The 13503-nt window shown below is 66.4% G+C and carries 11 protein-coding genes; 8 read left to right on the top strand and 3 right to left on the bottom strand.

The window, feature by feature from the left end; translation table 11 throughout:
• The first annotated feature begins 6 nt into the window (after positions 1-6).
• The 7 genes from trpA to CFB82_RS28335 all read left to right on the top strand — a co-directional run bounded on the left by trpA (position 7) and on the right by CFB82_RS28335 (position 7566).
• Entirely contained in the window at positions 7-822 is an 816-nt protein-coding gene (gene trpA, locus CFB82_RS28365) for a tryptophan synthase subunit alpha (RefSeq protein WP_089486193.1), read from the top strand.
• A gap of 64 nt (positions 823-886) precedes the next feature.
• Positions 887-1759, top strand: a complete 873-nt coding sequence (gene accD / locus CFB82_RS28360; protein WP_069251153.1) for an acetyl-CoA carboxylase, carboxyltransferase subunit beta — start codon at positions 887-889, stop codon at positions 1757-1759.
• 100 nt (positions 1760-1859) lie between these two features.
• Positions 1860-3170, top strand: a complete 1311-nt coding sequence (folC, locus tag CFB82_RS28355; RefSeq protein ID WP_089486192.1) for a bifunctional tetrahydrofolate synthase/dihydrofolate synthase — start codon at positions 1860-1862, stop codon at positions 3168-3170.
• Between the two features lie 29 nt (positions 3171-3199).
• Positions 3200-4045 (top strand): SPOR domain-containing protein, encoded by an 846-nt coding sequence (locus CFB82_RS28350; protein ID WP_089486191.1) that lies wholly within the window; start codon positions 3200-3202, stop codon positions 4043-4045.
• A 6-nt stretch (positions 4046-4051) separates the two neighbouring features.
• Entirely contained in the window at positions 4052-4546 is a 495-nt protein-coding gene (locus tag CFB82_RS28345) for a CvpA family protein (RefSeq protein ID WP_069251156.1), read from the top strand.
• A 51-nt stretch (positions 4547-4597) separates the two neighbouring features.
• Positions 4598-6130: an amidophosphoribosyltransferase gene (gene purF / locus CFB82_RS28340; protein WP_069251157.1), complete on the top strand. Its 1533-nt coding sequence runs from the start codon at positions 4598-4600 to the stop codon at positions 6128-6130.
• A 245-nt stretch (positions 6131-6375) separates the two neighbouring features.
• Positions 6376-7566 (top strand): O-succinylhomoserine sulfhydrylase, encoded by a 1191-nt coding sequence (locus tag CFB82_RS28335; RefSeq protein ID WP_089486190.1) that lies wholly within the window; start codon positions 6376-6378, stop codon positions 7564-7566.
• Between the two features lie 118 nt (positions 7567-7684).
• Here CFB82_RS28335 and CFB82_RS28330 read toward each other — a convergent pair whose 3' ends face one another.
• Genes CFB82_RS28330 through CFB82_RS28320 form a run of 3 tightly spaced genes read right to left on the bottom strand, consistent with a single transcriptional unit; the run spans position 7685 to position 10789 of the window.
• Entirely contained in the window at positions 7685-8656 is a 972-nt protein-coding gene (locus CFB82_RS28330; RefSeq protein ID WP_089486189.1) for an NAD-dependent epimerase/dehydratase family protein, read from the bottom strand.
• Positions 8643-9689: a GDP-mannose 4,6-dehydratase gene (gene gmd, locus CFB82_RS28325; RefSeq protein ID WP_069251160.1), complete on the bottom strand. Its 1047-nt coding sequence runs from the start codon at positions 9687-9689 to the stop codon at positions 8643-8645. Before gmd ends, CFB82_RS28330 begins: the two co-directional genes overlap by 14 nt.
• Before the next feature lie 35 nt (positions 9690-9724).
• Positions 9725-10789, bottom strand: a complete 1065-nt coding sequence (locus tag CFB82_RS28320; RefSeq protein WP_069251161.1) for an acyltransferase family protein — start codon at positions 10787-10789, stop codon at positions 9725-9727.
• A 499-nt stretch (positions 10790-11288) separates the two neighbouring features.
• On the opposite strand from CFB82_RS28320, the gene CFB82_RS28315 reads away from it, so the two are divergent.
• Positions 11289-13481 (top strand): hypothetical protein, encoded by a 2193-nt coding sequence (locus CFB82_RS28315; RefSeq protein ID WP_179255468.1) that lies wholly within the window; start codon positions 11289-11291, stop codon positions 13479-13481.
• The last annotated feature ends 22 nt before the right edge of the window (positions 13482-13503 follow it).

Genomic DNA, 13503 nt, shown 5'->3' with positions numbered 1-13503 from the left:
ATTGCCATGTCCCGTATTCAGCAGACCTTCGCCGCGCTCGCCGAACAAGGCCGTAAGGGCCTGATCCCGTTCATCACGGCAGGCGACCCCGATCCCGCGAAAACCGTCGAATTCATGCACGCGCTCGCCGAAGGCGGCGCGGACGTGATCGAACTCGGCGTGCCGTTCTCGGACCCGATGGCCGACGGCCCCGTGATCCAGCGCTCGTCGGAACGCGCGCTCGCGCGCGGCGTCACGCTCAAGCGCGTGCTCGCCGACGTCAAGCGCTTTCGCGAAACCGACCCCAAAACCCCCGTCGTGCTGATGGGCTATGCGAACCCGATCGAGCGGATGGGCGTCGACGCGTTCGCGGCCGAAGCACAGGCGGCCGGGGTCGACGGCGTGCTCGTCGTCGACTATCCGCCGGAAGAGGCGGGCGTGTTCGCCGAGAAAATGCGCGCCGCGCAGATCGATCCGATCTTCCTGCTCGCGCCCACGTCGACCGACGAACGCATCGCCGACGTCGGCAAGATCGCGAGCGGCTACGTGTATTACGTGTCGCTCAAAGGCGTGACCGGCGCAGGAAATCTGGATGTTTCGAGCATTGCGGGTAAAATCCCGGCCATCAAGTCGCGCGTGCCGGTTCCGGTCGGCGTCGGCTTCGGTATCCGCGACGCCGAAACGGCGCGCGCGGTGGCCGAGGTGTCGGACGCGGTCGTGATCGGCAGCCGCCTCGTGCAGCTGCTCGAAAGCGCTGCGCCGGAGGGTGCCGCCGCCGCGCTGAAGACGTTCATCGCCGAGCTGCGCGCCGCCCTGGACGGCGCGGGCAAGGCGGCGCGATAAACACAACACAGGAAGCGGGAACGGGCCGGTTGGCCCGCCCCGCCACGGAACAGGAAACCATACGATGAGCTGGCTCGACAAACTGTTGCCGCCGAAGATCAAGCAGACCGACCCGAAAAGCCGCAAGGGCATTCCGGAAGGCCTGTGGGTCAAGTGCCCGTCCTGCGAGGCCGTACTCTATCGCAACGACGTGGACGCGAACCTGCACGTGTGCCCGAAGTGCGATCACCACATGCGCATCGGTGCGCGTGAGCGCCTCGACGGGCTGCTCGATCCGGAAGGCCGTTACGAGATCGGCCAGGAAATCGTGCCGGTCGACACGCTGAAGTTCAAGGACAGCCGCAAGTACCCCGATCGTCTGAAGGAAGCGATGGACGATACGGGCGAAACCGACGCGATGGTCGTGATGGGCGGTGCGATCCACACGCTGCCGGTGGTCGCGGCCTGCTTCGAGTTCTCGTTCATGGGCGGCTCGATGGGCTCGGTGGTCGGCGAGCGCTTTGTACGCGGCGCGCAGAACGCGCTGGAACAGCAAGTGCCGTTCATCTGCTTCACCGCTTCGGGCGGTGCGCGGATGCAGGAAAGCCTGCTGTCGCTGATGCAGATGGCGAAAACCACCGCGATGCTGACCAAGCTGGCCGAAGCCAAGCTGCCGTTCATCTCGGTGCTGACCGACCCGACGATGGGTGGCGTGTCGGCGAGCTTCGCCTTCCTCGGCGACGTCGTGATCGCCGAACCGAAGGCGCTGATCGGCTTCGCCGGCCCGCGCGTGATCGAGCAGACGGTTCGCGAGAAGCTGCCGGAAGGCTTCCAGCGTGCCGAATTCCTGCTGAAGACGGGCGCGATCGACATGATCGTCGACCGCCGCAAGCTGCGCGACGAGATCGCGCAGCTGCTCGCGCTGCTGCAGCGGCAACCGGCCGACGCGCTGGCCTGACCGGCGCGAGGTTGTGAACACTGCGCGTCGCCTGGCTTCAGCGTCAGGCGGCGCGCTTCGTTTTTTGGCGTAGTGGCGGTCCCGATCCAGATTTGAACCGATGAGCACTTTTCCCACTCTCGACGCGTGGCTTTCGCATCTCGAACGCGCGCACCCGGTCGGCATCGACATGGGCCTGACCCGCATCGGGCAGGTCAAGGCGGCGCTGCAGCTCGAATTCGCGTGCCCGGTGATCACCGTCGGCGGCACGAACGGCAAGGGCTCGACCTGCGCGTTCCTCGAGACGATCCTCGTGCGCGCCGGCTACAAGGTCGGCTGCCACACGTCGCCGCACCTGCTCGAATTCAACGAGCGCGCGCGCGTGAACGGGCAGAACGTCACCGATGACGAACTGCTGCCGCACTTCGAGGCCGTCGAAGCCGCGCGCACGTCGCTGCCCGAGCCCGTGTCGCTCACGTACTTCGAATTCACGACGCTCGCGATCATGCACCTGTTCGCATCGCGCGGGCTCGACGCGGTGATCCTCGAAGTCGGGCTCGGCGGCCGCCTCGATGCGGTCAACATCATCGATACCGATTGCGCGATCGTCACGAGCATCGACATCGACCACACCGAATATCTCGGCGATACGCGCGAGAAGATCGCGTTCGAGAAGGCCGGGATCTTCCGCTCGGGCAAGCCGGCGATCTGCGGCGATCCGGCCGCGCCGCAAACGCTGATCGACCACGCCGAAGCGATCGGCGCCGACCTGTGGCTCGTCGGCCGCGATTTCCGCTACGAGGCGCAGGCAGGCGCGGAGCGCCAGCAGTGGAGTTACCTCGGCCGCGAGAAGCGCTATCCGGCGCTTGCATACCCGGCGCTGCGCGGCGCGAATCAGCTGATCAATGCATCGGCCGCGCTCGCCGCGCTCGAAGCGCTGCGTCCGGTGCTGCCGGTGTCGGCGCAGGACATCCGGCTCGGCCTCGCGAACGTCGAACTGCCGGGGCGCTTCCAGGTGCTGCCCGGCAAGCCGGCGATCGTGCTCGACGTCGCGCACAACCCGCATGCCTCGGCCGTGCTCGAGCAGAACCTCGGCAACATGGGCTTCTTCCCGTACACGTACGCGGTGTTCGGCGCGATGCACGACAAGGACATCGACGGCGTGCTGCAGCACCTGAAGGGCGAGATCGACCACTGGTGCGTGACCGACCTGCCGCTGCCGCGCGCGGCCACCGCGGAGCAGCTCGAAGCCGCGCTGCGCAAGGCTGGCGTGGAGGAGGGGCCCGATTCGAGCGTCACGCGTTACACGTCGCCTGCCGAAGCGTTTCGCGATGCACTAAAAAGAGCATCCGAGAATGATAGAATCGTGGTTTTCGGCAGTTTCCATACGGTTGCCGGCGTGCTGGCCTACCGTAAATCGCAGCAACACTGACTGACGGGCAGTTTCGGACTCAGCCATTCATGGGAATTTTCTCGTTCGGCAAAAAAGACGACGACGCGCCCCCGCGGCGCGGCGGTCGCACCGGGACCTCCCGGAACGTGCGCACGGAGCGCACTGAACGCGTCGAGCGACGCTCGCGCCGCACCGAGCGTCCGGAATCGGACGCACTGCTCCTCGATCCGACCCTTCCAGAAAAGCAACGCGCGCGCCGTCGCCTCGTCGGCGCGATCGCGCTCGTCGTCGCCGCCGTGATCGTGCTGCCGATGGTGCTCGACTCGCACCCGAAGCCGGTCACGGACGACATCGCAATCGACATTCCGAACCGGCCCGCGCACCAGGCGGTCGCACCGCGTGACGATGACGCCTCCGACGTACAGGCGGGCGTCGCGCACGACGAACCGCCGGCTTCCGATGTGGCCGTTGCGGCTGCACCGGCGCCCGCGCCGAAGGATGCCGACAAGCCGGCCGCGAAACCCGATACCACGACCACGACGGCGAGCGTGACGCCGCCGAAGCCCGCGCCGAAACCGGCTGCCCCCGTGGCGAAGCCGGCCGCGCCGAAGCCTGCACCCGCGCCCGCGGCCGTCGCGCATACCGACGCCGCCAGCCCGGACAGCAGCGACGCTTCGTCGCCGTCGTCGCCGGCCGGTGCGCGTTTCGCGGTGCAGCTCGGTTCGTTCAAGGACGACGCGACGGCACGTTCGTGGGCCACCAAATTGAAATCGGCGGGTGTGCCCGCATATGTCGAGCATCGCAAGCAGGCAGACGGCAGCACGGCTACACTGTTGCGTGCGGGCCCGTTCGCGGATCGCGCGGCGGCGTCCGCCGCGATCGCGAAGGTGCGCGAAGCCGGTCTGACGCAGTAACGCGCGATGCTGACGGCTTTCGACTACGCTGTATTGGCGGTGATCGCGTTGTCTGCGCTGCGTGGCGCGTGGCGCGGCTTCGTGTCCGAGATTTTCGGGCTGATCGGCTGGATCGCGGCGATCGTGATCGCGGGCCGCTACGTCGGACTGGTCGTGCCGTATATCCCGGCGAACTGGCCGGGCGGTGCGCTGACGCAGTGGGTGATCGCCTTCGCGTTGGTCGTGATCGGCGTGGTGCTGGTCGCCGGCGTGGCGAACGCGCTGCTGTCGCGGATCGCGCAGGCGAGTGGCCTGGGCGGCGTCGACCGCTCGCTGGGCATGATGTTCGGGCTCGTCCGCGGCTGCGTGCTGGTGGTGCTGCTGGTCGCGGCGGCGGGGCTGACCGAACTGCCCAAACAGGAATTCTGGCGCAATGCGCTATTGCGTCCTTTCGCCGAACAGGGCGTGCACGAGCTGAAGCAGCTCCTGCCCGACGGCATGGCCCAGTACGTACGCGTGTGACGACGCGGCCGGGCAGGACGTATCCGATTTTGTCATTCTGAAGGACATGCCATGTGCGGCATCGTAGGCGTTATCTCCCAATCCCCGGTCAACCAGCTGATCTATGACAGCCTGCTGCTGCTGCAGCATCGCGGTCAGGACGCGGCGGGCATCGCGACGGCGGACGGCAGCAATTTCCACATGTACAAGGCGAACGGCATGGTGCGCGACGTGTTCCGCACGCGCAACATGCGCAGCCTGCCCGGCACCTACGGCATCGGCCAGGTGCGCTACCCGACCGCCGGCTCGGCGTCGAGCGAAGCCGAGGCGCAACCGTTCTACGTGAACGCGCCGTTCGGGATCATCCTCGCGCACAACGGCAACCTGACGAACTGGCAGCAACTGAAGGACGAGATGTTCCGGATCGACCGCCGGCACATCAACACCAACTCCGACAGCGAAGTGCTGCTCAACGTGTTCGCACACGAGCTGCAACTGTCGACCACGGGCCTCGAGCTCGATCCGGCCTCGGTGTTCAAGGCCGTCTCGGGCGTGCATCGCCGCCTGCAGGGCTCGTACGCGATCGTGTCGCTGATCGCCGGCTACGGCCTGCTCGCATTCCGCGACCCGTTCGGCATCCGTCCGCTGTGCATCGGCAAGCTCGAAACCGAGCACGGCACCGAATGGATGGTTGCATCGGAGTCGGTGGCGGTCGAAGGCATCGGTTTCGAATTCGTGCGTGACCTGGAGCCGGGCGAAGCGATCTTCATCGACAAGGCCGGCAACTTCCACAGCCAACAGTGCGCGGAGAACCCGACGCTGAATCCGTGCATGTTCGAATACGTGTATCTGGCCCGTCCGGATTCGTGCCTCGATGGCGTGCCGGTCTACAACGTGCGCCTGCGCATGGGCGACTATCTCGCCGAGAAGATCAAGCGCGAGCTGCCGAACGTGCCGATCGACGTCGTGATGCCGATTCCCGATTCGTCGCGCCCGGCTGCGATGCAGGTCGCCGCGAAGCTCGGCGTCGAGTACCGCGAAGGCTTCTTCAAGAACCGCTACGTCGGCCGTACCTTCATCATGCCGGGCCAGGCCGTGCGCAAGAAGTCGGTGCGCCAGAAGCTCAATGCGATGAGCATCGAGTTCAAGGACAAGAACGTGCTGATCGTCGACGATTCGATCGTGCGCGGCACGACCTCGCATGAAATCGTGCAGATGGCACGCGATGCGGGCGCGAAGTCGGTGATCTTCGCGTCGGCGGCGCCGCCCGTGAAGTTCCCGAACGTGTACGGCATCGACATGCCGACGCGCGGCGAACTGGTCGCACATGGCCGCACCGACGAGGAAGTCGCGAAGATCATCGGTGCCGACCACCTGATCTATCAGGACGTCGACGATCTGCGCCGCGCGGTGCGCGACATCAACCCGAAGCTCGAGCGCTTCGAGGCGTCGTGCTTCGACGGCAACTACATCACCGGCGCCGTGACGCCCGAGTATCTCGATGCGATCGAGCGCGCGCGCCTCACGCCGGCATCGCAGGCCGATCGCGACACGGCGGGCGATACCGAACGCTCGCAGATGAACCTGCAGTTGTCGGTCGAGTGACACCGGCGCACGCTTTTGACGAAGCGTGATAGGATGTGGCCTTGCGTCGATTTGATATCAGCTTGCGGACGCGGGGCGACTTCCCAAAACAGCTAAAGCGAAGGCCGGTGGCAACCGGCCCGAGTCGATCGCTGTCGTACCGCACCGAAGCCCGCTGATGCCGACGCATAGCGGGCTTTTTGTTTTGCCCTGGTTTTGACTGGGTTCGCGCCACCCGCGCGACCATCGAATACGGAAAACGGAACATGGACGACTCCCTCAACTTCGACACGCTTGCCGTGCGCGCGGGCACGCTGCGCAGCGACTTCAACGAGCACTCGGAAGCGCTGTTCCTCACGTCGAGCTTCTGCTTCCAGAGCGCGGCCGATGCGGCCCAGCGCTTCGCGAATTCGGAAGACTACTTCACCTATTCGCGCTTCACGAACCCGACCGTCACCATGTTCCAGGAGCGTCTCGCGGCGCTCGAGGGCGGCGAGGCCTGCATCGCGACGGCTTCGGGGATGGCCGCGATCATGTCGGTCGTGATGGCCGCGCTGCAGGCCGGCGACCACCTCGTCAGCTCGCGCAGCCTGTTCGGCTCGACGCTCGGGATGTTCTCGCAGATCTTCAGCAAGTTCGGTATCACGACGACCTTCGTCGACCCGACCGACCTGAACGCATGGAAGGAAGCCGTGCGTCCGGAAACGAAGATGTTCTTCCTCGAGACGCCGTCGAACCCGCTGACCGAACTCGCCGACATCGAGGCGATCGGCAAGATCGCGAAGGCATCGAACGCGCTGTTCGTCGTCGACAACTGTTTCTGCAGCCCGGTGCTGCAGCAGCCGCTGAAGCTCGGCGCGGACGTCGTGATGCACTCGGCGACGAAATTCCTCGACGGCCAGGGCCGCGTGCTCGGCGGCGCGCTGGTCGGCACGAAGGAATTCATCGTGGGCAAGGTGTTCCCGTTCGTGCGCAGCGCGGGCCCGACCCTGTCGGCGTTCAACGCGTGGGTGCTGCTGAAGGGGATGGAAACGCTGTCGCTGCGCGTCGAGAAGCAGTCGGCGAACGCGCTGGAGATCGCACGCTGGCTCGATTCGCATCCGGCCGTCGCGCGCGTGTTTCACCCGGGCCTCGAATCGCACCCGCAGCACGAACTCGCGAAGCGTCAGCAGAAGGCGGGCGGCGCGATCCTGTCGTTCGAGCTGAAGGGCGACACGCCCGAGCAGCAGCGCGCGAATGCATGGCGCGTGATCGACAACACGAAGCTGATCTCGATCACCGGCAACCTCGGCGACACGCGCACGACGATCACCCATCCGGCGACGACCACGCACGCCCGCATCACGCCGGAAGCGCGCGCGGCAGCAGGGATCAGCGAAGGGCTGATCCGGTTGTCGGTCGGCCTGGAGGATGCGGGCGATCTGCGCAAGGATCTTGCACGCGGGCTGGAGGGCTGAACGCGGCACGTCACGCATGTCGTGACGTGATTGACGTGATTTGACGTGGTACATGGACGAAGGGCCGGTCGCTTGCGTGACCGGCCCTTCGTTTTGGTGTCGATGCAAATCGCCCGGCTTACCCGGCGGGATGTCCGTCCGCATGCGCGTCGTTGCGCATCGCCTCCACCATCCAGCGCAGCGTTTCATCGAGCGGCGTGACCGGTAGTTCGCCCACCGCGCGCCGCAGCTTGTCGCGCGACCCGCTCAGGCGTTTCACCTCGTTGTGCCGCACGAAACGCGGATCGATCGTCACGTCGATCACGTAACCGGCGATGCGCGACAGCATCGCCAGCACTTCCTTCAGCGAATACGCACGCTCGGAGCAGACGTTGAACGTCTCGCCCGCCGGCGCGGCCTCGACCAGCTTCAGGTACGCGGCCGTCACGTCGCGCACGTCGGAGAAATCGCGGCTCACGTCGAGATTGCCGAGCGAGATGCGCGGTGCGCTGCGCGCGTAGTGCGCGACGAGCTTCGGCAGCAGATACGCATCGCTCTGGCCGACACCCGTGTAGTTGAACGGCCGCGCGATCACGATCGGCAGCCGGTCGGCCCACAGCTTCGCCGCGTATTCCATCGCGAGCTTGCTGACCGCGTAGTCGTTCGCCGGGGCCGGGGCGACGGTTTCGTCGAGCACGCCGGCCGTCGAATTGCCGTAGATGTTCGCGCTGCTGGCGAGCAGCACGGCCGACGGGCGGCGGTCGAGGCCCGCGAGCGCGGCCAGCAGGTTGCGTGTGCCGACGATGTTGACCGCGTAAGTCTGCGACGGCTCGTCCTGCGCGACGTGCGCGCGGGCGGCGAGATGCACGACCGCATCGGGCCGCGCGTCGGCGGCCGCTGCGCGCATCGCATCCGCGTCGAGCAGGTCGACGGGCAGCAGCGTGCAGTGCGCGAAGGCCGGGTCGTCGGGCCGCGCCGTGCCGGGCGCGACCGTGCCCCAGACCTCATAGCCGGCCGCCTGCAGGCGTTCGGCCATGTAGCGGCCGGTGAAGCCCGTCAGGCCGGTGACGAATGCACGGCGCGACGGGCGTCCGGCTTCAGAACGTGTCATGGTGTTGATTCCGCGTCAAATCCGCTTCGACCATCATCTGGCAAAGTTGTTCGAGCGTCGTCTTCGGTTCCCAGCCGAGTTTGCTTTTCGCCTTGTCCGCGCAGCCGATCAGCAGGTCGACCTCGGCAGGGCGATAGAACTTCGGATTCACTTCCACGAGCACATTGCCGGTCGCCGCGTCGAGGCCGCGTTCCTGCTCACCCTTGCCGGTCCATTCGATCTGATAGCCGGCCGCCGCGAACGCCATCCGCACGAAGTCGCGCACGGTTTCGGTGCGGTTGGTTGCCAGGACATAGGTATCGGGTTCGTCGGCCTGCAGCATGCGCCACATGCCTTCGACGTACTCGAGCGCAAAGCCCCAGTCGCGCTTCGCGTCGAGGTTGCCGAGCTCGAGGCGGGTCGCCTTGCCGAGCTTGATCTTCGCGATGGTGTCGGTGATCTTGCGCGTGACGAACTCGCGGCCGCGCAGCGGCGATTCGTGGTTGAACAGGATGCCGCTGCTGCCGAACAGGCCGTACGACTCGCGGTAGTTCACCGTCATCCAGTGCGCGTACAGCTTCGCGACGCCGTACGGGCTGCGCGGATAGAACGAGGTCGCTTCCGTCTGCGGGATCGACTGCACCTTGCCGAACATCTCGGAGGTCGACGCCTGGTAGAAGCGCGTCTTCGGGCTCACGACGCGGATCGCCTCGAGCAGGTTCAGCGGACCCAGGCCCGTCACTTCGGCGGTCGTCGCCGGCTGGTCGAACGACACGCCGACGAAGCTCTGCGCGGCGAGGTTGTACAGCTCGTCGGGCTGCGTGCGCTCGAGCAGGCGCAGGCTCGAGCCGGCGTCGGTCAGGTCGTGCTCGACGAGCGTGAGGTTCGGGTGCGTGTCGACGCCGAGCTCGGCGATGCGCCAGAAATTCACCGAGCTGGTGCGGCGGTAGGTGCCGGTGACTTCATAGCCCTTGTCGAGCAGCAGCTTGGTCAGGTAGGCGCCGTCTTGCCCCGAGATCCCGGTGATGATGGCCTTCTTGCGAGTTTGGCTCATGACGTTGTCCTGGTAGAAACGATGGATGATGAAATTCAGGCGGTCGTGCCGGCGGCGGCCGGCAGCGCGCGGCGTGCGGGGCCGCGCGTCAGGCGCCGTTCGAAGCCGTACCAGCTGAGCGTCGCGTACGCGAGCGTGATCGCGAGGGCCAGCGCGGCCGTGACGAAGCGGTTCAGGTGCAGCGGCCACAGCGCGTACAGCACGCTGAGGTGGATCAGGTATACGGTGTAGCTGACGGTGCCGACGTAGACGAGCATCGGGTTCGTCAGCACGCGCTGCACGAGGCCGCGGCCGCGCAGGGCGATCACGACGATCGACGTGCACAGCAGCAGCGAGATGCTGTAGAGCGCCGCATTCGACAGCGGCGTGTTCGCGGCGCGGAAGCGCGGGAACGACAGGTGCAGCCAGCCGAGGATCGCGAGCGACACGAGCGCGCCGACGATCGCGAGCGGATAGAACGGCTCGAGTGCGCGCCGGTCGCGGCGCAGCACGATTGCGAGCAGCGCGCCCGCGGCGAGCAGGTCCATGCGGAACGGCGTCAGGTAGTAGATCGGCCAGAACGAGTCGAACCACGGTGTCGCAATCGCACGCAGTACCGGGGCCGCGACGATCAGCGCGGCGGCGACCCACAGCAGCGCGCGCTCCGAGCACCACAGCACGACGAACGGCCAGAAGATATAAAACTGCTCCTCGACCGCGAGCGACCACAGCACGTTCAGGCTGTCATGGCCGATGCTGCCGAGCGACAGCCCGATGTTGGTCGAGAAGAACGCGAACCACGGCCAGTGCGGCAGCCAGCCCGCGCCGAACAGGATCGTCGACACCACCAGCAGCAGCACGTACGGCGGCAGGATGCGACGCACGCGGCGTGCGTAGAAGTGGCTGAAGTACGACTGCCCGCGCGCCTTGCGATCGAGCAGGATGCCGGTGATCAGCAGGCCGCTCAGCACGAAGAACAGGTCGACGCCCATCCAGAGCGGCGCCTTCAGCGCGTGCTGCAGGAACACGGCGCCCACCGCGATCGCGCGCAGCCCGTCGAGCTGCACGATGCGGCCGTGTTGCGGCGGGGTGAGGTCAGTCGGTCGCGAGATGCCCGTCATCGCGCCGCTCCTTCGCGACGCGCGACATGAGCCGGGGCGTGTCGCACATCCGATGCGTAAACGTGAACGTAATGCATGCCATTAAATGAAATATCGAATCGAAATCGATTCTAGGGAAAAGAAATCGGCAAAAAAACGCGCGTCATTTATCTGGCGACAAATATTCAAGTGCCGATTATTTCTGTCGCGGGGTGAAAGGTCGGCGCCCGGACGGCCCCGTCAGGCGGGGGAAAGCGGCATTTTCTACAGGACGGAAAACGAAAGGCGGTCGTTATTGCCGCTTTCGAGCGTCTGTTCGCCGCTGTTCCGGTTCGATATTTCAGGCGGAAACATCCCCAAATATTTCCAAATTTCTTGTGATTATTTTTGCTTGTAACCTGCATCGCGACGTTTGAAACCCATTTAGCGACAGGGTGCGCCGGCGGCAGTCCTTGCGGCGGCCCGGTCGCTGTTGCATCAAGTCTGGAGAAGCGCATTGCGACGTCTGATTCTGGTAGGCATGACGGTATGCGCGACGCTGCTGACGAGCGCCGCACCGGCCGAAACGGTGTTGCCCGCGACGACGTCGTGGATCGGCAATACGTTCGGCTATGGCGACGGCAGCTGGACGCAGATCGACATCCGCGCGATCGCGGTGACGCCTGAAGGCAAGGTGTATACGAATGCGCCGTGGGACGAGAGCGGGGCCGAGGCGAGCGTCTACCAGGACGGGAAGATGCTCGGCTTCGCCGGCGGCACGCACGGCTGGGGCAACCTCGGCGGCAGCGCGATCGCCGTGAACAGCAAGTACGCGTACGTCGCGATCGGTGTCGGCAACGAGCGCGGCCATCTGCAGTCGCCCGGCATCTGGCCGGACAAGGGCAAGCAGTGGTTCGGCATCTCGCGTCGCACGATCGGCGACCTGAAGCAGCCCGCGCCGTTCCGCGCGGCGCCGCAGCTTGCGCCGGGCGGCCGCGCGGACACCGGCCGCGCGCGGATGGCCGCGAGCTTCATGATTATGAACGAGGTCGCGGCGCCCGCGCGCTCGGAAGTGGGCGAGCAGAAGGCGGAAGTCGGCGGCCTCGCAGCCGACGACAAGACGCTGTTCGCGACGAATCCGTCGCGCGACGCGGTGGCCGTGTACGACGCGGAGACGATGCAGCAGAAGGGCACGTGGAGCGCGCACGAGCCGGGCCGCATCGCACTCGCGGGCGACGGCACGCTGTGGCTGCTCACGGATACGCTCAACGGGCCCGCGCACCTCGTGCACGTGCGCGCGGACGGCCGCAAGCTCGACGACGCGCCGGTCCTGCCCGAAGGCACCGATGCGGTGGACGTGGCCGTCGACGCGAAAGGCCGCGTGCTGGTGGCGGACAACGGGCCGCGCCAGCAAATCCTGATCTTCTCGAAAGGCGGCAAGGGCTATGCGCCGTCGGGCACGCTCGGCGAGCGCGGCGGCATCTTCGCGGGCCCGGTGCCGGGCCGGCCGGGGCCGCAGCGTTTCAACGGGCTGACGGGCGTCGGTGTCGACCGCGCTGGCAACATCTATGTGTCGATGAACGGCATCGGGCCGCGCCACGACACGATCGGCGCAGGGCTCGGCGCGGTGCTCGAAAGCTATACGCCGGACGGCAAGCAGCGCTGGCAGGTGCAGGGGCTGCTGTTCGTCGACGGTGCGTGGCTCGACCCGGCGCGGCCGAACAGCGTGTACACGGGCAACAAGCGCTTCGAGCTCGATCTGTCGAAGCCGCCGGGCCAGGACTGGAAATACGTCGGGTTCCTGTCGAACCGCTTCAAGTATCCGGACGATCCTGTGTTCCACACGGACCAGTATCCCGGCATGCCGTTCGCACGGCGCCTCGACGGCCGCACGTTCCTGTACCTGACCGACATGTACGCCGACCACCTGAAGATCTACCGCTTCGACGCGAAGCGCGACGGCGAGGTCGCGATTCCGTCGGGCCTGATCGCGGGGCGTGCGCGACCGGTCGACAAGGTGCCGAACAAGCCGCCGGGCGGCGACTGGCTGTGGCGCGACGCGAACGGCAACGGCCGGATCGATGCCGACGAGGCCGAGATCAACACGACCGGAAAGGCGAAGGCGGGCGGCTGGGGCTGGTGGGTCGACACGAAGGGCGACATCTGGCGCACCAGCGACGTGCGCGGCATCCACCGCTTCCAGTACGGCGGCGTCGACAAGGCCGGTAACCCGATCTACTCGTACGACAAGGTCACGACCTATCCGATGCCGCAGCCGTTCACGCAGCTGCGCCGCGCGATCTACGAGCCGCAGACCGACACGCTGTACGTGACCGGCTATACGGCCGACGCACCGCCGCAGCCGGGCATCAACAAGGAAGTGGGCCGTGTATTGATCCGCTTCGACAAGTGGTCGACGGGCTCGCCGGTCGTGCGCTACCAGGTCGCGCTGCCGTGGCAGCTCGACGCGAAGCCGATCTTCGACCTGATCGGGCTCACGGCCGAGGGCCGCTACCTGTTCGGGGTGGAGCCGGTCGGCAAGATCCACGTGTACGACAAGGAAACCGGCAAGGAAGTGGGCGTGATGAGCCCGGGCGCCGAGGTCGGCAAGGCCTCCGGCTGGGTCGACGTGCCGTTCGGCATCAGCGCGTTCCGGCGCGAGAACGGCGAGTACCTCGTGTTCGTCGAGGAAGACGCGCGCGGCAAGGTGCTGATGTATCGCTGGAAACCGTGACGGGCGACGTCACACAAGGCAG

This window comes from Burkholderia sp. HI2714 (assembly GCF_002223085.1).
Classification (GTDB): Bacteria; Pseudomonadota; Gammaproteobacteria; order Burkholderiales; family Burkholderiaceae; genus Burkholderia; species Burkholderia lata_D.
The sequence above is the reverse complement of the archived record's forward strand: the minus strand, read 5'-3'. Positions and strand labels throughout refer to the sequence as shown.